This window comes from Aeromonas sp. MR19 (assembly GCF_963899305.1).
GTDB lineage: Bacteria > Pseudomonadota > Gammaproteobacteria > Enterobacterales > Aeromonadaceae > Aeromonas > Aeromonas bestiarum.
The window spans coordinates 180,122-198,995 of sequence record NZ_CAWQWZ010000032.1 but is presented as its reverse complement, the minus strand read 5'-3'; the positions used below and the strand labels follow the sequence as shown (position 1 = coordinate 198,995).

Sequence of the window (18,874 nt, the reverse complement as noted above, 5' to 3'; positions counted from 1 at the left end):
TCACATCTCCTTGTAGATGGGGTGACATAAATCTTGCAGCGCTTTCACGCCCACCGGTTCGACAGCTTGCAAGGGCACCACGGCATAACGCTTGGCATGCTCCTGCTTGACCGCTTCGATATGGGGCTGCTGGCGATACGCTCGCTGGGCCAGCAGCGGTGAGGTGACGCTGGCCGGGGCCAACATGTGATTGACTACCCAGGCCCAGGGCTCGATACCGGCGCGGCGCAGGTCGGCTTGCAGGTTGGCCGCCTCCTGTACCGGAGTGGGCTCGGGCAGGGTGACGATCATTACCTTGGTCTGTTTCGGGTCTTGCAGCTGCATCATGGGGGTGGTGAAGTGCAGCCCTTTGCCACCCATCTGACGGGCGATCTCTCGGTGATAGGCACCAGTCGCATCGAGCAGCAGCAGGGTATGACCAGTGGGCGCCGTATCCATCACCACGAAGCGCTTGCCCGCCTCGCGAATGATCCTTGAGAAGGCCTGAAACACGGCGATCTCTTCGGTACAGGGGGAGCGTAAATCTTCCTCCAGCAGGGCGCGGCCCTGGGCATCCAGACTCGCCCCCTTGGTAGCCAGCACCTGAGCACGGTAACGCTCGGTCTCGGCGTGGGGATCGATACGGCTGACCTCCAGGCTGGGCAGTGCCCCTGCCAGTGTCTCCCCCAAATGGGCGGCGGGATCTGAGGTGGTCAGGTGAACCGGCAGGCCTCGACTAGCAAGCTCCACCGCCACTGCCGCAGCCAGGGTAGTTTTACCCACACCGCCCTTGCCCATCAGCATGATGAGCCCGTGGCCATCGCTGGCCAGCTCATCGACCAGTTGTTTCAATCCGGGGTGTGGTTCAGTGGTTGCGCTCTCAACCTCATCAGTCCCAGTGACCGATGCTGCACCCAGTAACTGGCGCAGGCTGTCCACGCCCACCAGATTGGTCGCTAACAGCGGCACTCTGTCTTGTGGCAAACTTGCCAGCAGCGCTGGCATATCAGCCATAGCCCGCTGCTCACGTTGCCATACGGCTGTTGCCAAGGGATCATCAACCAGCTCGCTTTGCGGGAAGATGCCATTGATAACCAGTTGCTGATTGGCAAGACCGATGGTCGCCAGTTCGTCATGGGTACGTGCCACTTCCCGCAGGGTCGAGGCTTGCGCACGGGCGACCAGGATCAGCCGTGTTTTCCCGGCATCAGAGAGTGCTGCAACGGCCTCAGCATATTGGCTGCGCTGCTTTTCCAGTCCAGCCAATGGCCCCAGACAGGAAGCATCGCCTTTGCCCTGCTCCAGAAACTCGCTCCATGCCCCCGGCAATTGCAACAGACGGATGGTGTGACCGGTCGGTGCCGTATCGAACACGATGTGGTCGTATTCCCCCACCAGGCTGCTGTCGGTCAAGAGCGCAGTGAACTCGTCAAAGGCGGCGATCTCTGTGGTGCAGGCACCGGAGAGCTGTTCTTCAATACTGCGTACCACGCTTTCGGGCAGCTTGCCGCGCACTGGGCCAACGATACGTTTGCGATAGGCTTGCGCGGCGGCTTGCGGGTCAATCTCCAGTGCTGATAACCCATCGACTTGCGGGATCCTGGTGATCTGGTTCCCTATCTGGGTGTCGAACACTTGGCCTACGTTTGAAGCCGGATCTGTGCTGACCAGCAGTACCCGTTTGCCACTGTCACACAAGGCAACCGCACTGGCACAGGCCAGCGATGTTTTACCCACTCCACCTTTACCGGTGAAGAAGAGAAATGGGGGCGCATCATTGAGAAACGAGTAGTTCAGAAACGGGGACATGAGAGACTCCTATCAGGAAGAACGAGGCAATAAAGCAAACAGAGATCTTTCCAACCACACGATGGTGCTTAGCAGCAACCACTGCTACCGGAGCAGCATCCACTCTTGACGATCCCTTTGATGGCACCGGCTTTATTGGACTCAGCTTCTGGCTGTTCAACTTCGGCACCATCGCTTTCTGGTGCTTTCGGCAACTCCAGTCCTGCATAGCGGATCAGTTCAGCGCGGCTGGGATAGCGACCGGTGAGTACCACCTGACCATCAACCAGCGTCACCGGTAATCCTTCTTCCCCAGTCAGTTCCAGGAAGGAAGCTACTGCCGGGGTTTCAGCGAAGACCAGGGGCTGTTGTGCCAGGTTGAATCGGTATAGAGAGCCGCCCTGTTGCTTGAGCCACTCGGCATCACCAGCAAAGATCACCAGATTTTGGTCAACATCTGCGCCACATACACCGCTGGAGCAGCACAGGGCCGGGTCGAATACCTGTATCAGTCTCATGATTTCTTCCTCACTTAATCTCGGTGGCAATCGCATCCAGAGCTGCTTTTAGCCCCTCGCGATCATTGGAAAAACGGGATACATCCTGCGACAAGAGGGCTTCGATACGCTTTCTCAGCGTCGAGTATGCACAGTGGAAGGCGAGCGCTATCTGCTCCTCGCTGCCGGTCACATGGGCGGGATCATCTACGCCCCAGTGGGCTCGCAACACAGGCCCCAAATAGACAGGACAGGTTTCATTGGCCGCGTTACCACACACACTGATCACAACATCGGGCGTCACCGGCAGCTCATGCCAGGATTTGCTGTGCAATCCGCTGATGTCGATACCTTCGCGGGTCAATAACGCCAGTGAACGGGGATGCACCTCACCGGTTGGCTGACTACCGGCACTCATGGCATGCCAACCGGCTGGAGCCAGGTGGTTAAAGGTCGCCTCTGCCAGAATGGAACGGCAAGAGTTGCCTGTGCATAGGAACAAGATATTCATGATGAGCAACTTTCCTTGTTGGTGCAGGTATGAACGGGGGGGAGCACCTCAGGGGTACAATTGGCCGCGCTGCGCATATCCGAGCACTGCTCTGGATTGCCATAGCAGCACTCTTCGGTGAGGTAACCGATCAAGTTCAGCATCAGGGGAATATTGGCGCGGTAACGCAAAAAACGCCCCTCTTGCTCCACCGAGACAAGGCCTGCATACAGCATGGCTTTCAGATGGAATGAAAGAGTGTTCGGGGCGATATCCAGTTCACTGGCAAGCTGGCCAGCAACCATTCCCTCCAGTCCTGCCTTGACCAGCAGACGCCATACATCGAGGCGGATCCCGGATGCGAGAGACTCGAAGACTTTAGTGGCTGTATCTTTGTTCATTTGAACCTCTTCATTCACTTCATGAGTACAACTATACAAGGATAGTTGAAATGATCAACCCACCCAAACCTTGTTATTGATTTATTTAGGTACAGTTACTGTTTACACAACACTCTTCGCGGAAAAACGCGATGATCTCTTCCAGCACTTCGTATTGAGAGACGCACAGCAGGGTACGGCTCTCCCGGTTCTGCGTGACCAAGCCAACCGAGACCAGCGCGGCAATGTGGTGGCTCAGGGTCGATGCGGGAATGGCGAGCTGTTTTTGCAAATCCCCAACAGGAAGGCCTTGCTCTCCCGCTTTGACCAAATGCTTGAAAATGAACAAACGAGTCGGGTGACCCAGCTCTTTCAATGCCTTGGCAACTTCTTCCAATTGCATAGCTCACTCTCCTTGATGGAACATATTTCGATAATACCAGAAATATCTTGACCACCTCAATGATTCCATTATTTTAGAAATATAGTAAACCAAAGAGGACATGAAGATGAATGACTGGTTAACCATGTTGACAGATGCATCTCAGATGTTTTTGTTCCTGGCTTTCGAGCTTTCTGTGCTGTTTCTGGTGATCAGTGCTGGGGTCAGCTTGATCCGCCAGAAGATCCCCGATGCCAAAATCCAAGCCATGCTGGGAGCACGAAAAGGCAGAGGCTATTTGATTTCTGCCGTACTGGGGGCATTGACCCCATTTTGCAGTTGCTCAACCATCCCCATGCTGCGCGGACTCTTGTCTGCCAAAGCTGGTTTTGGGCCAACCCTGACTTTCCTGTTTGTCTCGCCGCTGCTCAACCCGATCATCGTCGGCCTGATGTGGGCCACCTTCGGCTGGAAGGTGACGATGTTGTATGCCGTGATTGCAGCGGGAGTTTCTGTACTGGCGAGTATGTTGCTGGACATGCTGGGGTTTGAGCGTCATGTCATTGACCCCAAAGAGGCCAAGCAAAGCAGCTGTGGCACCGGTTGTGGCACCACTACACAAGAACCTGCAAGTGTGAGTGCAACAGCCTGCTGCTCAAGCAATGCTATCAAGTCCGTCAAACCGCTAAAAGCTCAGGCATCTTGCTGTACTGCGCAACCCGATGAGGCCGCGCCAACTGTCTCTTGCTGCGCAGATGGCACTGCGGCACTGACCCAGGCCCCAGTCATTCCCACTGCCTTCGCCAAAGCGCGTATCGATGCCTGGCAACAATTCAAAGAAGTGCTGCCTTACTTGTTGCTGGGGGTGCTGATAGGGTCATTTATCTATGGTTTCATCCCCGCCGAGTGGATAGCGGCCCACGCCGGGGTAGACAACCCGCTGGCGATCCCATTCAGCGCAGTTGTGGGTATTCCACTCTATATCCGGGCAGAAGCCGTTATCCCTCTGGCATCGGTATTGCTGGGCAAAGGAATGGGTATGGGGGCGGTGATGGCACTGATTATCGGTAGTGCGGGGGCCAGCCTGACCGAGGTGATCCTGCTCAAGTCGATGTTCAGAACACCTATGATTGTGGCGTTCCTGACCGTAATACTGGGGATGGCCGTCATGATGGGCTACCTGACCCAACTGCTGTTTGCATAAATGACAAAGGGCCCTCTGAAACAGAAGGCCCTTTTTTACACGGGAAAATTACTTGGCTATTGATGAGCGGGTGTTGATGAACAACCCCATCAGCTGGAACAACAACGCAGCCATTGAAATCCCCAAGACCAGAATACCGATCTCGGCCAGGTTAGGAACATAGTGTTGTACAGCACCAAACCAGGTCGATTTTGGCCCAAGAGACACCAACTGTCCGCTGGTCACAAAGGCAACCTCAGCCAGGAAAGACCAGAGCAAGGTCACCAGCATGGCCACTTTCACATTCATGAATGACAGCGCCAAGGCAATGATAAAACCGAGTGGCAGCCAGCCCTGTACCCACATACCGTTTCCCACTCCGCTGTTTCTGATGCTGTAAACCCAGAGTACAGAGAGCAGGATAATCTGGGCTATCACTGCTAGCCGCCAAATACCCCATAAGCGTGGATTGAATGCGCGGGTTACTTGCAGCAAGCCGATAATGGAGACCCCACTGACCATGGCGCAGACAAGGGTAAACAGCGCTGACTGTGCCCCTGAAAAAGCCGCTCTAGCAACGACAGTACCAAATACCGATCCCAATGTGAGGGAGGCCAGACAAGCAATGATCAAGGTGCTCCAAGCCAGCACACTACCTTTTGCAAGGTGTATCCCCTTCCATTCAGCCAAGAACTTGAGCAACAACAACACCAGCTCAATGGAATAGAGTGTTCCCATCCACCAGATCGGGGACATCACGTTCGGGGACAAGACCAACCAGATAATGCTAAAGGGTGACCCCATCTCCGTCGCCAGTGCGGTGAAGGCTCCCAGCAACAGTGCTATGGCGGTGAGCAGCAACTGCCTCTTGTTCTGTTTCAGCCAGTCATCATCCAATATCTCAGCCAACGCGAGCAAGATGGATGCCCCCGTGCTCATCAATGCCAGAAAAATGTAGGTGATCAGCGGCAGCGTCCAGATCATGCTGTCGTTGGTTTTGAATGAAGAGTGGAAAAACCACTCTTCAATAGCGAAAAAACCACCGAAAAGACAGCCAGCCACCGCCAGTAACAGGGTCATCCTGGATGTATTAGTCATAGCGCCTCCCTATACCCGGCGGGTTGGTGTGTATTGTCTGATATAGAAAACCTTGGCCTGAGTGCCTAACTCAGCTCTCAACGGTTTGCCATCAAATTGGCGGATCAGGACAGATACCTCACTGTTAGGGTCATCCAAATCGCCCACAACCCGAGCATGTGACGGACAGGCATCGACACAAGCAGGATTGAGCCCCACTTTCAAACGGTGGTCACAGAAGGTGCATTTCTCCACCTTGCCGCGATGCCGCAATACTGGATAGGTGTTGCCACGCTCGGGGTTACTGTTGGGGCATCCCTCACCTCCAGATGCTTCCAGCATGGTCTTGGGGGTGTAGGTGCCAGCAGGCAACACCCCATCTAGCCGCTGCCACTCTTCGTGGGGCTTGTTCCAGTTGAAGCTGATGACACCGTATGGGCAATTCACCATACAGGCCTTGCAGCCAATACACTTGTCGGGGTCGTGGAGTGTCAGTCCCCCTTCGCCCTTATGCATGGCTTTGGTAGGGCAGCCGTTGACGCAGGGCGCATTGTCACAGTGGTTGCACATGGTGGAGATGTACTCAAATCTCACATCAGGGAAGACCCCTTCGGACTTGATGATCTTGTCGCACCAGTTAATATCGGGTGTGGTGTTGTTTTCCGCTTTGCAAGCGAAGACACAGCCACTGCAACCAACACATTTCTGTTGGTCAATTACCATTCCATAACGCATTGACTTGTCTCCTTACCTACACCTTCTCAACCCGGACACCAATCGCCCCGTAGTATGCAGCAGACCCCGACAAATGCTCGTGAGCTGGCGGTAGGATGTCGTTGTTATTGCCACCTCGTGGCAGCTTGCCAAATTCCAATGCGGCAGTTCGTCCATAGGCCCAGTGCCCTTGACCAAAGGCCTTGGCAACCGTGCCTGGCCGGACACCCTCAAACAATGTCGCTTCACAGGTAATGCTGCCCTGTACGGTGGTGAGTTTGACGAGATCTCCCTCGCTCAGCCCCAATGACTTGGCATCAAGCGGGTTGATCTTCACTACGTCTTTATTTTTCTTCTCCCCTGGATCCAAATCCCGGTTGCGCTGATACCAGGTGGTATTTGCCGAACGGCCTTCCCGGTTCAGGCGCGACTTGTGATCGACAAACAACATGGGATAGGTCTCGACATCGCCGAATCGGAATGGCGGCTCGTAGTGGGGAACATAGGCAAGTTCACCTTCGGCGGTGTAGTGACACGCATTCATCACGTCATTGACCGACTTGCCATGCTTACTGGCATGAGCTTCCAGTGCGACTTTTAGGGTTTCGCTGTAGAACTCGAACTTGTGAGTTGCTGTTTTCATCTTGCCCCAGCGAGACTCGAAAGAGTATGGCGATGAGTTCCAGACACCGATCTTCTTGAAGTGCTCCCAGCCGTCAAAGCGATCACCATTGGTATATTGCGCAGGATCCCACAGCGGTTGCGTCATCAACTTGGTGGCAAACAACCCCAGCTCTGCGTGATTGGCGGGGCTCTTTCCGGTTTCAGGGTCTTTGAATTGCTCTTGGAAATAGCGCAGCGGGGCATCATAGCCACGCTTGGCCAGAGCCTCTGCTAACAGCCAGGGGAGGCCAGTCTCATCCCCAATGTCATTGCCGAGCGAAGTAACTAGCGGTGTTGTGATTGAAACCTGAGAGTGGCGGTTACCCGAGGTGCTCTGAATGCCCCATCGTTCAAACATGAAATGGGGAGCGGGTAACAGCAGGTCGGAGAACCAGCTGAATTCGCTGACGTGGGTCGAAACGTGAGCCACAAAGGGGACTTTCGCCAGCGCCTTTTCCCAACGACCGGCACCGGGGGCCGAGAAGGCAAAGTTATTGAAATAGCCCAGTAATACCTTGGGAAGGTAGGGGTCTTCTTCTAGAATGCTGTCTGCCACCACGTTGGTCATGACACCGGCACCACTCTCCCCTTTTTTCAATGCGGGCCATTCCAAGCGACCCACTCTGTCGATCTTCTCCTTCTTGAGGCCATGCTTGGCGATCTCATCCGCATACTCTTTGCCAGACGCAAAATCAGTCAGGAAGGTCTTGTTGTATTGCAGGACTCCGCCTTTGCTATCAACGGCGCCGAGCAAGCCATTCAATGCGTGGCAGGCAAGCCCAATGTAAGCACCGCGTTGTTGCATCTGGATGCCTCTGGAGCGCCAAATCTGGACTCTGGGAGCCGCATCCCCAAGCTTGTGCGCCAACCGCCGAATCTTCTCAACGGGGATACCGCATATGGGGGCAGCCCACTCGGGAGTCCGATCTTTAAGTTCCAGATTCCACCATTGCACCAGACCATGGGTATGACGCTCGGCGAAGAGCTCTGCGCTCACCGGCTGCCCGGTGACAAAGCGCTGCTCAGGGTCAGTGAAGTCACCGACGAATGGCTTATGCCAGAGGCCTTCGGTCAAGATCACATGGGCCAGTGCCAATGCAAGGGCGCCATCTTGTCCTGGAATAACGGGCAGCCACTCATCCGCTTTGGCAGCAGAGGATGAATAGCGAGGGTCTACAATGGCAACCTGAGCCTTGTCCAACATGTCTCCCCAGGCAGAGCTGTAGTATGAGACCTGACGATTGGCGCTGAGCGGATCGACACCGAAGGAAAGGATATAGCGGGTGTCTTGGATGTCGTATTGGCGATATCCCCAGTCCCCTTCGGTAAAGAAACTGGAGAACTTGTCGGCTTCTGCGCAGAGGGAGCTATGGGTGATCGCGTTGGGTGATCCCAGCACTGCGGTAAAGTTCTTGATCAAGACATCGCTCAATTCCGAGTATCGGCCCCGCAATGCAACATAGCGATGGGTTTCATCATTGGCCCTTAACTCCATCAACTTGTCAGCGATGAGGTTGATCGCCTCTGGCCAAGAGATGGGCTTGAAGCCAGGGTCTATGCCCCGACCTTTCTGGGGGTTAGTACGTAGTAGCGGAGTCTTGAGCCTGTCGGCATCATAGAGTTCTTGCAGGGCGAGGTATTGTCTTGGGCAGCTGGATTTACCATGCACCTTGGAGTGCTCGTTGCCCCTGATATGCAGTGCTCTGCCATCGAGCATATAAACCTGCTTGGCACAAAATGAGGTGCAGCCATTACAGGTTGACGGCAGCCATTCCCCCTCACCGGGTCGATACACCATGCCAGCCTTGGCCATCGCCATGGTAATGGCATTGGGAGTGAAAATTGACGAAGCAGCTAAAGCGCTAGCGCCGAGCAAAAAGCCCCGTCTGGAAATTAAAAATTCATGTTTGTGAGCCGACATAGCATCAACCATCCATTGTGTCCCTAGATGATTAGCTTTGCAGGCATTCAAGAAATACGCATTTGACCAATATCAAGCAATGTTAACAATCCTTTATTCGTTGTTTAATTCTTGCTGCGTATCAAATAAATCCAGTTAGGGCTGTGATCTACATCACCTTCAACACTAACGAAAAGGCACTGGGATCACAAAAGTAAGTAAATAAGAACCATTTCTAGTTATATGGCTGACTTTATGTCAACGATCTCTGTATGGTGATGGAATTCACCGCAATCGTTAATAATTTTACAGGTTTTTTTCTTATATCTGTTCCATTCTGACAACTACAACGTTAGCTATCCCAAATCCTTTTAGAGTGTCACCGTGTTTTTTCTCATCATCAGGATCATAAAAAGTCACAACCCATTTAGCATCAGGTCTGACTGATTGAACCAACTTCTTGAAGTAAGGTAAATCTACGTCAGCTAATGAGTGACCGAGAACATATACTTCATCAATGTTGCCGAGTTTTGCAAAGAAGTCTTCATTGTTTTTTATGACCTGACCTGTGCCCTTGAAAGTGGCTGAGAAATACTGATTAATAGCATTTTTACCAAGATCGAATGAGTAGTCATATTGATCAGATTGATAATCCATCCAACGTTCTAAGTCTTCATCACTCAATCCTGATGGTGGTTCAGCAGGTTTCTCTTTGAAATTATCAGGGTTAACACCATGACCGAGAAATAACTCATCAACATGTGTATTGGCTTTTCCGTGAATAAATAATATGTTCTCATCGGGGACAGCGTAGTATTGAGAAAGTGTATCTGTGTAGTTGAATGTGAGGTAGACAGCGTCCCTATCAATATTTACTGAACGGCCATTATCAAACATAGGAAACTGCACAGCCAAAATGAACTCTTTGAATGCTTTATACAATTCAGTGGTTAGAAGGCCAAGTATTCTCTCCATTTCAATTAAAAGTGTGTATCTGTCTCGGTCTCTAAAGTCATCTGAGGAATAGTTTGGCATTGCATCCATGTTTGCTTCCAAAACAGAATCTTTATCAAGTAGTGACATACTTGTTTCAAATTCAGACCATAAAGGGTCTGACATTATTGTTGGATAATCTGGGTCTAAGTCAGCAAACCCGTAATAGTCGAGAAGTAGTTCATAAGTTTCCCTGTAGTTTTTTTTGAGATAAAGTCCAAAAGATGTATACCTAGTATCAAGGCCATGATGAACATCAAATCCATTACCTATTACATATAGCTTCATGTTATTCACCATTAATATCTAGTTCTTTGAAGCTAATGACTTTCGAGTCACCATCAGTCAGCTCAAAATATGTGTCTTGGAAGTAAAGCTCTTCAATGTGCGCGTTGGCTTTCAATCCATCTGGATAGGCAAGTGTTAGGTGAGCAGTATATGTTTCTTTGTGTTTTACGATTGACTCATTACTCAAGATTAATACATATTTCTTGTCTTCAGGATCCCAAGGCGAACGGTCATAATCTGAAAATTGGTACTCTGCCGTAACAACCACCTCAAACTCTACTTCGTATTCAGCACGCTCGGCATCGACATTCTGCAAGTTTTTCTTTTCAACATTCAGTGAGTTGATTTCTATAGAATTAATAATATCATCGAAAGGGTCTGCATGTTCATAGTTGAACTCGCCATCTTTTATAGCTTGCAGGGCATCCGCTTTGATTTTTTCTAGGAGTTGTTCGAAAACTTCGTCAGCAAATTCGGCTGGCTCTTTGTACGCTTTGTCGCTTCGAACAATTAAGTCAATTAGGTCATCTACTTTTTCAAGATGAATGAAGTTATCCTCTTTCTCACAGAAGGATTTCATATCGCCGTCGTCACTAACGATATAGACTGCATTCCCTCTAGCCAAGCTCACCTGTTTAATAGCCTCTAGCGCAAATGCATCAGGAAACTCGTGTTTTTTTGACTCTTTACCAAAAGGTGGGCGGTTGTTGAAGTAAGCATCAAATACAAGTTGAGGGTTAACAATGCTTACATTTATTGTTTCAACGTAGCCACTTTCAACAAAATCATCAAATTTCTTACTGACAACAGTATAAATATCCTCGCCTTTAACCTTGGTAAAGATTCCATGACAGTCAAGGTTGGGAGTGTTTCTTAGGAACATCCCATCTCTTTGCATCTTACTTATCATAGAAGCTGCTTCTTCAGATTTTCGTTTAAGATGAGAGTCGATCTCTTTCCTTGTCACATCAGTAATGAGCAAGTGAATTTTCTCATCCTCAATTAGTTCTTGAAGACGACCAAGGGCATATTGCCCAAATTGATAGTTTTTCTTTTCAAAAGCACTTGTATCTATAAAAGCTAGCCTTGTCTGTAATTCCATAGTCAATACCTTGAATACATGCTGTAAATTGCCAAAAAATAAATTAACAAAACAATCAATTTACTAAAAACCAAATGCATATTAATTCATTGCCAAATTTTGGACAAGTAACAAATTAGCAAGGTGTGATGAGGAATTACTTTAAATTATTATGGTTATTTCCGATGTTGCAAACGGCTTCAACTTGATACCAAAGGAAGGGCGCACAAAAGTAATCTAAACAACAAGACACCGGTTTGAGGCCGGTGTCTAGTGATAACTAGCTCTGTACATATAAACTTACTCATCGTTACTTGGCGCTCTACTGAAAAGCATAAAAAACAGCCCGTATATTGCAGGCTGTCCTTTAATTAATATTGGTATAGAAGCCCTGTTATATTGCTACAGGAGCCTTAATATGAGGATGCGGGTCATACCCAACAATCTCAAAGTCCTCAAACTTATAGTCGTATATTGAATCGGGTTTACGCAGAATTTTCAGCTCCGGCAACCCTCTCGGCTCACGAGACAGCTGTTCTTTAATCTGCTCAAAATGATTCGAGTAAGCATGAACATCACCGAAAGAGATAATTATTTCATGTGGTGTAAGATCACACTGCTGTGCCAGCATATGTGTTAATAATGCGAGGGAGCTTTGGTTGTAGGCATACCCCAAAAATATATCGCTACTGCGTAAAAATAATTGTGCAGACAATTTTCCATCGGCTACATAGAATTGATATAGCAGGTGGCAAGGAGGTAAAGCCATTTTACCATTACGAACGTTATCTTGCGGGCTTACTGACTCGTCTGGCAGATACTCAACATTCCAGCCATGGAATAGGATCCGCCTGCTATTAGGATTGTTTTTGAGGGCATTAACGACATAATCGATTTGGTTAATTACACCACCATCTTTAGTCGGCCAAGCAGTCCATTGATTTCCATAAATTGGCCCCAGATCACCAGTTTCTGTTGCCCATTCATCCCAAATTTTTACGCCATTCTCTTTTAGCCAACGAGTATTGGTGTCGCCACTTAAGAACCAAATTAACTCATTGGCAATGCTCTTAAAATGGAGCTTTTTGGTTGTCAGCAGAGGGAAACCATCAGCAAGGTTATGCCGAATTTGACGCCCAAATACCGATTTTACACCTGTACCAGTCCGGTCACCTTTAACCGTCCCGCTATCCATAATATCTTGCAAAAGCTCCAAATATGCTTTCATTTCTCATTCACCATATTTAATAAGTCTGTAATTCTTGCAATTTCAGCATTGGCTTTTTCTAGCTCGACTTGCAATTTATCAGCTTGATTCATATAGAAATCCCTTGATTTCGACATGGTAACAAACTGAACAGTCATAGACTCATATAACGACTTGAAATCGTTAGATTTACCATACCAATACTGAATTTCTTTTAAACACTTGCTAATATTTTCCTTGAGTTCAACCGTTGGGTCAACCTCTATGATATTGTTTCTTTTTTCCTCAAGCTCAGCCTTCCTAGCAGCTTTGATTGCAGCCACTCGCTCAAGAGGCCAGACCCGATTACGGATGGTGTTTCTGTGAACTGATGCAAGGATTGCAAGGGATGATATTGAACATTTTATAGAGCGGTCGTTCTGCATCTTGATTAGCGCTTCATTGATGCTCTCAGTTACATCATTGAACTCTTTATTATTCCTCTCATCATAGGCGGTCATTTAAACACCCCGAGATATTCCAGAACACCTTTAGCTTCATTAGCAGCTTCTACAGCCTGGCGATAATTAGTCTCTGACTCTCCAAGATTGACTACTTTCATATTCTGCTCATAAACCTCACGCCACTTGGGGATATGTGCTTTTGTAATCACAGCTTGATGACATCGATTAGGGTTACAGCGCAGGCTACCAATGCATGGGAGGCTTTGATCAAACTCTTCTACACGACCTCCATAGCACATACCAGTGCCTACATTTATAACTGCCATTCCCTGTTGGGCCATCGCCTCAAAGACCTCATCATTTGAATAGCCAGCAGCTTGATAGCCTTCAAAAAGCTTCTTTAGTCGTTTCTTATGAGCCTCTGCATTCACACCCGCAAACGTACCATTGGGGTCGTACATTTCTTTTACGAGATGCACTTCTGCCTGGTGCCGAAGGTTGTTTTTTTCTGCTTTAATACCAGATAACATATCTCCGATATCACCATAACACATTGTGTCACTAGAAAAGCCCTTATTAGAGGCGGCACCGACTGACTGAACAAGATTTCCGAAATGCTTCAGTTGATGCGAAATAAATGGGAGTCCTAGTTCCACTTTGTACATTTGATATGCCAAAGTGTGGCGCATCATATATGGGAAGAAATCAATGGAATTTAGTTCATCGCTAGTTAGAATTTCAGAAAAATAATTCTTAATTACGATGCACACACCGTTCTTGAGTGTTTTGGGTTCCTGACTAAATTTTAGCGTTTCACTTTTACTAAAAACAAACGGGTTATTTCTAATTCTAGTCAATATAACTAGAGTTGCCATTGCATCTTCTACAGCAGGAATTGCAACCCAAAGGTCATCAAACAGCCTTCGTGAAGTTGAACGATGTTTATGAACAGTAGAGCAAATGCATGGAATATCAAATGAACTTGTAAGTGGTTTATCTACACGAATTTCTGTGAATTCACTTGGACGCATACCAGTGAACTGGGCAATAATGTAAATTGCTGCATCATGTACAAGCTTAGTGTAATTAAATATGTCTTCTGTGCCCCGCTCTGGACGCTGAAGATCTGCGGCCCTGACATCACCAACCAGCTCCGTATTGAGCCTGCTTCTAACAAGAGCTATGTCTGGATTTTTTTTGTAAAGACGCACACCAATATAATACTCGACATCTGAATCACTTATATCCATTACTGATGGTGGCAAGTCATTTCGAAATAATTCAAGCTTTTTTTCAGCAGTTTTATCTTTTATTGGCAACCCCATCTTATGGAGGAAATCGCTGATGAGGCAGCTTGATATTGTCACAACTTTATCAAAGATTTCGTCAGGGATTATCTTTTCCCTATCATCTTCTTTTTTCTCAATTTGTGTAATGGATAGATGTTCTATTTTAGGTAAGAATGGGGGGTGAAAGTAAAGAGTATTTACAATTCGGTCGAGTGAAAACCACTCAAAAACCAGCTCAATGTGACTGACCGTTGACTCTGCTTTTTGATAGCCAACACTGAACATTTTATAGTCTTGGTAGGTAATATCAATTAAAGAGCTATACTTCTCTCTACAGAATGCATTACCATATTCCTCACCTGCTTTATTATAAAAGTAATCCATAAAATCTAACCATGACTTTACCATTGGTGTTATCGATTGCGTGGAGAGTGTTCGCCCACTTTTACCGCGTCTATTTTGAGACCGTTTAGGGATAATACCAATATATACTATAGCAATCTTGAGCTCTGCCACTATGGATTTTGGAATGTTCTCATATGCTGAAAAGTCGATTATTAGCCTATTTCTCCCCATTGTTTTGGCTATTTCAACATCTTCTGTGTAGTCCCAAACGTCATCTCTGAATAGGGATTTTGAGGTCACAGGAAAAGCCAGTAAGTTGAGAATGTTTATATCGTCATTTTTACTGGCTTCATTTTTATTGTCTGTGTATATTTTAGCAAGTAGCTGCTGCAAGTTACTTTTAAAAAAAACATTATCAACATGCTCAATATTCATAGAGATACACCATCAATCAAGATTGTAGATTCAATATTTAATGATAGCCGTTTAGCAACCTCTAATTCTTTAGCTGAAAATTCAGATCGCTCACCTAATATAGATTCAAGGATATCTATATTATCCTGAATAACTTTTCCATGAGGTGTCAGCATCAACCTTGTATTACGGGCAACCTGAGTATAATCTCGATACAATGCAAATAAATCAGGAAGATGAGATCTTGTAATAATTACATTATTACAAGATAAGCACTTGTTGAAGTTCGCACAAGCACTTCCACTCTTGTAGCTATTTAGGGACTTAATGAAATCAGGCGGATCAAAAATATTCTTGCACCCACCTAATGGGGTTTTGTAAATCACTTCTTGTAAATTTTTTACGCTAACATCATCACCATTAGGTCTATTTTTTAATTCGTAGCTGTTTTCATATATTTTGGTAAGTGCCGCATAAATTTTACTCCGAGACTGCTTATTAAAATCCATTCTGTCTAAATAAGCGAGAGTAACACCAATATTAGCATGACCCATAATCATTTGTATTTCACGAAGCGGCACACCATTATCAATCAGCTCAGAAATAAATGAGGAACGAAAGCGAGTAGCGATGACCTCTACCTCCTCTCCATTTTCATTTATCAAATCATTGGAAAAATCCTTTAAACAATTCCACATTTGCCCCATTGTTGGAACTATAGGAGCATGCCACTCAGCATCATTGGATTTATTTCTAGCTGTACTGTTACAAATAAAAAGCTTGTTCTTAACGTCATCGCCAGCATTAACTCTAACGTGTTTAGTTATTGCTATAATCGTCTCAAAAATATCTTCAACAACTTTAGCTTGCCCCATGGACAACCAAGTAATATCACAATTGAATATATCAAGGTGATATTCTTTCGCTCCCGTACTACGTTCTTTCCAATATCTAAGACACGGACGGTTTGTTGCATCATGTGAAACCACAAAATCATCAATTTCGAGGTCTATAATTGATGATGGGTTCATACCTGTCACTTGAATCAGCTTAAGATAGAGAGGGATAAGTGCCTTCGCAGTTACTATACGCCCAGGCACATTCCATAGATCCCATAATTCACTAATGTTTCCATCAAATATATTACGATTCTTTAGGCAAGTAAGAGCTCGTTTAAAAATACTTCTTGGATCATCACCATGTGCATCCTTATAGCCATCAAAATAAAATGGTATTGAGTCACACTCATGATCGAACCAACTTTTTAATGATTCTAAAGTAATATTAGCACTGACAATAATACTCCTTTTTCCGCTAGCATTGATAAAATCATGACACTTGAATGATTTCACATACGGTGTAAGCCAAGAGTTTTTTAACTCTACAATCTGTCTATCTAATTTCACTTGGATTAAATTACGTTCTTCTGGAGTATATGGCGTATAAGCCATTGCTTTATTTGAAGATGAGCCAATATCAAAGCCAGATGCATATATAAAAGACCGCCCTTTAAACTCTTCAAAGGCTACGAGCCGCTGCAAAGTCAAGTTTAAACAGCTGATGTATGTGTTTGCTTGTGCAGGAGATAGCGTCTTTCCAAGTAAAATATCTTCAATATACGATTTATAACGTAATGATATATAATCATTGACGCATTCAGCCAGTGATGATGCATGATTTATATTATTCGCTTCCAGATACTTAACAAAACTAGAATAAGTTGCCAAATAATTATTTATGGATGACTTTGCCGTTACTCGTTTAGATGCCAAAGCAAAAAGAGCCATCAGCGGGTTCGTGTTCGCTATGTGACTTAAGGAATAGATACTCTCTGTAAATCCTTCATATTTTCTAGCAACATTGAATATAGCCCAAGCACTTTCATCCTTAACAACCTTTTTCCTTTGCTTGGCTTTATCTGTATATGAGACGAATGATTCTTTATCAAAAAAGCCCTCAACGCTCATTTTTTCAAGAATCCAATCTAAAAAATCACTATATGCATTTGCTATTTCAGGATGCATATTAAGCTTTACTGCTAATGCTTTTGAACCATTTATTCTAAACTGTCTGGCTAGACTAGAACGTTCGAATGCAGAAACTGATATCCTGCCATTAATTATAGGGACTTGCTGTATCACATCAATATTCGATGATATGTATCGCCTTGCTTGTTCTAATCGTATTAAGAAATTACAAGCCAGCCCACTAAAACCATCTTTAATCACGCCAAGCTTTTCATACTCTTCATATATAGGTTTAAAATAACCCAAGGAATCCAATTTCCGGATATTTGTTGAATGGATTCCTGTTAACTTAGATAGCACAGTATCTGATAGGTTAAGAATGCTTCCTTTATTAACAAAGGAGATACTCAAAAGATAATCAATATCTGACGTAGCTCTTAATACCACAGGTTGTAAATGTGCGACTTGCTCGTCTAAGCTCATCCTTTTTTTTACATTCGTCTCAACTGATGAATTCATTTCTTATCTGCCAGTTTTATTTTTAATTTTGTCATATCCACAAGCAACTGCATTTTTTCAATGCGAGATTGTATTTCCCCATCCTTGTTAACAATAGAGTCATAAATATCATGTGGAATATTGGTATAACGCTCTGTGGTTTTAATAGATGTATGACCTAGAGATTTCTGGACGAATACAAGGCGATCTAAGAAGTCATGACCACGACCAGTATCCTGTAGAGTCAGATAGGCAAAGCTATGACGGAAAAGATGCGCATGGGCCTTTTTGGATAATGTTCCATTTTTTTCTGCACGTTTAGATATGCGAGTAATGAGAGCGGCGATGGACGCCTTAGTAAATGGGCGGCCTTCCGTGTTAAAGAAAATTGGAGCAGTGTTTTGATCTGCGTATAGACGCTGGTATCGCTTGTATAAGGGGCTTGAGTGATAGGCTTTCAGGCGATCAAGTGTTGGTTTGGTGATGACTGTGTGACGCTCCTTAACAGAGTCCTGCCGACCCTTCGAGCCATGTATGAGTAATGCTGCATAGCCTGCTTCTACAGCAGGTTTGTCAATGCCGTCAGTGATGTAAGAGCCACTCACAAAGTTCTGGGCCTCTTGTACATCGCCATACGTCACGCGAGGGAGTTCACTGATCCGGACACCAGAATCCAGAAGGAATTGCAGGAGGGTGCGTTCACGCTCGTATGGCGTACAGAACATGAGGTTCTGTACATCACGTACAGATACGGCCTGGACTTGCTTGTTGTTGGGCTTGCTAGTGATGGGGTCACTGGGGAAGGGGTTGTTTTCTATAGGATTCTTATGACGCGTCTTGTCTGTGAAGTAGTCATAAAACGCCCTAATCGTCATCTCTCGATTGGTTACTGTCGATGCCTCCAATTTAAGATCATCAATTTGGTAACGAACCCAGCTTTCAAGTAATGAGAGATGAACATTGAGTAACTTTTCATCTAACGACCACTCATCACTCATGCGGTCATCAATGTACTCAAGAAAGTACCTCATGTTACGGGAGTACGTAACAACGGTTTGCTCGGAGATGCGGCGGTGATTGGCTTCGTGAGACAACCACTCACTTGGATACTCAACCACTTTGAACTGCTTATCCAAGAACAAAACGCCATCAGCCTTCTGACCAGCCTCAATCTCTATTGAGTCGATCTGAGAGCTAACTATCGGTTCATTCTTCTGTATGACCACATGCATGACTCTGCTCCTAACATCGCTAGGAGCAGTCTAGACCTGCATTGTGCAAACAGCAAATGTTGAC

The 18,874-nt window shown here is 46.4% G+C and carries 16 protein-coding genes; 1 reads left to right on the top strand and 15 read right to left on the bottom strand.

The genetic code is table 11. The annotated features are described in order from the left end of the window. The 5 genes from arsA to AACQ95_RS15325 all read right to left on the bottom strand — a co-directional run bounded on the left by arsA (position 1) and on the right by AACQ95_RS15325 (position 3,537). The gene (arsA, locus tag AACQ95_RS15345; protein WP_241278953.1) at positions 1–1,788 is read right to left on the bottom strand and encodes an arsenical pump-driving ATPase; all 1,788 of its coding nucleotides are present in this window, start codon (positions 1,786–1,788) and stop codon (positions 1–3) included. Positions 1,789–1,856: 68 nt separating this feature from the next. Beyond that, positions 1,857–2,285 carry an arsenite efflux transporter metallochaperone ArsD gene (gene arsD, locus AACQ95_RS15340; RefSeq protein WP_241278952.1) on the bottom strand — a complete coding sequence of 143 codons (429 nt, stop codon included), beginning with the start codon at positions 2,283–2,285 and terminating at the stop codon, positions 1,857–1,859. A 10-nt stretch (positions 2,286–2,295) separates the two neighbouring features. Next, positions 2,296–2,775: an arsenate reductase ArsC gene (locus AACQ95_RS15335; protein WP_172729658.1), complete on the bottom strand. Its 480-nt coding sequence runs from the start codon at positions 2,773–2,775 to the stop codon at positions 2,296–2,298. Beyond that, positions 2,772–3,155 carry an ArsR/SmtB family transcription factor gene (locus AACQ95_RS15330; protein ID WP_241278951.1) on the bottom strand — a complete coding sequence of 128 codons (384 nt, stop codon included), beginning with the start codon at positions 3,153–3,155 and terminating at the stop codon, positions 2,772–2,774. The genes AACQ95_RS15335 and AACQ95_RS15330 overlap by 4 nt, the downstream gene beginning before the upstream one ends. An 85-nt stretch (positions 3,156–3,240) precedes the next feature. Then, on the bottom strand, positions 3,241–3,537 hold the full coding sequence (locus AACQ95_RS15325; protein WP_241278950.1) for an ArsR/SmtB family transcription factor: 297 nt from the start codon (positions 3,535–3,537) through the stop codon (positions 3,241–3,243). Between the two features lie 106 nt (positions 3,538–3,643). On the opposite strand from AACQ95_RS15325, the gene AACQ95_RS15320 reads away from it, so the two are divergent. Then, entirely contained in the window at positions 3,644–4,720 is a 1,077-nt protein-coding gene (locus AACQ95_RS15320) for a permease (protein ID WP_163154522.1), read from the top strand. Between the two features lie 48 nt (positions 4,721–4,768). Here AACQ95_RS15320 and AACQ95_RS15315 read toward each other — a convergent pair whose 3' ends face one another. The 10 genes from AACQ95_RS15315 to AACQ95_RS15270 all read right to left on the bottom strand — a co-directional run bounded on the left by AACQ95_RS15315 (position 4,769) and on the right by AACQ95_RS15270 (position 18,810). Continuing rightward, entirely contained in the window at positions 4,769–5,797 is a 1,029-nt protein-coding gene (locus AACQ95_RS15315) for a polysulfide reductase NrfD (protein ID WP_087756500.1), read from the bottom strand. Between the two features lie 9 nt (positions 5,798–5,806). Next, on the bottom strand, positions 5,807–6,511 hold the full coding sequence (locus tag AACQ95_RS15310) for a 4Fe-4S dicluster domain-containing protein (protein WP_005303823.1): 705 nt from the start codon (positions 6,509–6,511) through the stop codon (positions 5,807–5,809). 16 nt (positions 6,512–6,527) lie between these two features. Continuing rightward, on the bottom strand, positions 6,528–9,086 hold the full coding sequence (locus tag AACQ95_RS15305) for a molybdopterin-dependent oxidoreductase (RefSeq protein WP_241278949.1): 2,559 nt from the start codon (positions 9,084–9,086) through the stop codon (positions 6,528–6,530). 288 nt (positions 9,087–9,374) lie between these two features. Further along, positions 9,375–10,334: a bacteriophage abortive infection AbiH family protein gene (locus tag AACQ95_RS15300; RefSeq protein ID WP_041999622.1), complete on the bottom strand. Its 960-nt coding sequence runs from the start codon at positions 10,332–10,334 to the stop codon at positions 9,375–9,377. A gap of 1 nt (position 10,335) precedes the next feature. After that, positions 10,336–11,436 carry a PIN domain-containing protein gene (locus AACQ95_RS15295; protein WP_041999625.1) on the bottom strand — a complete coding sequence of 367 codons (1,101 nt, stop codon included), beginning with the start codon at positions 11,434–11,436 and terminating at the stop codon, positions 10,336–10,338. A 373-nt stretch (positions 11,437–11,809) separates the two neighbouring features. Beyond that, complete coding sequence (locus tag AACQ95_RS15290; RefSeq protein ID WP_241278948.1) at positions 11,810–12,643, bottom strand: thymidylate synthase; 834 nt, start codon at positions 12,641–12,643, stop codon at positions 11,810–11,812. Next, positions 12,640–13,122, bottom strand: a complete 483-nt coding sequence (locus AACQ95_RS15285; protein ID WP_241278947.1) for a hypothetical protein — start codon at positions 13,120–13,122, stop codon at positions 12,640–12,642. The genes AACQ95_RS15290 and AACQ95_RS15285 overlap by 4 nt, the downstream gene beginning before the upstream one ends. Continuing rightward, entirely contained in the window at positions 13,119–15,134 is a 2,016-nt protein-coding gene (locus AACQ95_RS15280; protein ID WP_241278946.1) for a site-specific integrase, read from the bottom strand. Before AACQ95_RS15280 ends, AACQ95_RS15285 begins: the two co-directional genes overlap by 4 nt. Further along, positions 15,131–17,599 (bottom strand): site-specific integrase, encoded by a 2,469-nt coding sequence (locus AACQ95_RS15275; RefSeq protein ID WP_148611190.1) that lies wholly within the window; start codon positions 17,597–17,599, stop codon positions 15,131–15,133. The genes AACQ95_RS15280 and AACQ95_RS15275 overlap by 4 nt, the downstream gene beginning before the upstream one ends. After that, a complete protein-coding gene (locus AACQ95_RS15270) occupies positions 17,596–18,810 on the bottom strand; it encodes a tyrosine-type recombinase/integrase (protein WP_099368902.1) in 1,215 nt (404 codons plus the stop codon). The genes AACQ95_RS15275 and AACQ95_RS15270 overlap by 4 nt, the downstream gene beginning before the upstream one ends. Between the last annotated feature and the right edge of the window lie 64 nt (positions 18,811–18,874).

Bases quoted from the DNA above. Each gene is read 5' to 3' on its own strand.
- AACQ95_RS15315 (WP_087756500.1), bottom strand. From the start codon at position 5,797: ATGACTAATACATCCAGGATGACCCTGTTACTGGCGGTGGCTGGCTGT.
- AACQ95_RS15275 (WP_148611190.1), bottom strand. From the start codon at position 17,599: ATGAATTCATCAGTTGAGACGAATGTAAAAAAAAGGATGAGCTTAGAC.
- AACQ95_RS15270 (WP_099368902.1), bottom strand. From the start codon at position 18,810: ATGCATGTGGTCATACAGAAGAATGAACCGATAGTTAGCTCTCAGATC.
- AACQ95_RS15295 (WP_041999625.1), bottom strand. From the start codon at position 11,436: ATGGAATTACAGACAAGGCTAGCTTTTATAGATACAAGTGCTTTTGAA.
- AACQ95_RS15325 (WP_241278950.1), bottom strand. From the start codon at position 3,537: ATGCAATTGGAAGAAGTTGCCAAGGCATTGAAAGAGCTGGGTCACCCG.
- AACQ95_RS15285 (WP_241278947.1), bottom strand. From the start codon at position 13,122: ATGACCGCCTATGATGAGAGGAATAATAAAGAGTTCAATGATGTAACT.
- AACQ95_RS15290 (WP_241278948.1), bottom strand. From the start codon at position 12,643: ATGAAAGCATATTTGGAGCTTTTGCAAGATATTATGGATAGCGGGACG.
- AACQ95_RS15335 (WP_172729658.1), bottom strand. From the start codon at position 2,775: ATGAATATCTTGTTCCTATGCACAGGCAACTCTTGCCGTTCCATTCTG.
- AACQ95_RS15300 (WP_041999622.1), bottom strand. From the start codon at position 10,334: ATGAAGCTATATGTAATAGGTAATGGATTTGATGTTCATCATGGCCTT.
- AACQ95_RS15310 (WP_005303823.1), bottom strand. From the start codon at position 6,511: ATGCGTTATGGAATGGTAATTGACCAACAGAAATGTGTTGGTTGCAGT.
- AACQ95_RS15280 (WP_241278946.1), bottom strand. From the start codon at position 15,134: ATGAATATTGAGCATGTTGATAATGTTTTTTTTAAAAGTAACTTGCAG.
- arsA (WP_241278953.1), bottom strand. From the start codon at position 1,788: ATGTCCCCGTTTCTGAACTACTCGTTTCTCAATGATGCGCCCCCATTT.
- AACQ95_RS15330 (WP_241278951.1), bottom strand. From the start codon at position 3,155: ATGAACAAAGATACAGCCACTAAAGTCTTCGAGTCTCTCGCATCCGGG.
- AACQ95_RS15305 (WP_241278949.1), bottom strand. From the start codon at position 9,086: ATGGTTGATGCTATGTCGGCTCACAAACATGAATTTTTAATTTCCAGA.
- AACQ95_RS15320 (WP_163154522.1), top strand. From the start codon at position 3,644: ATGAATGACTGGTTAACCATGTTGACAGATGCATCTCAGATGTTTTTG.
- arsD (WP_241278952.1), bottom strand. From the start codon at position 2,285: ATGAGACTGATACAGGTATTCGACCCGGCCCTGTGCTGCTCCAGCGGT.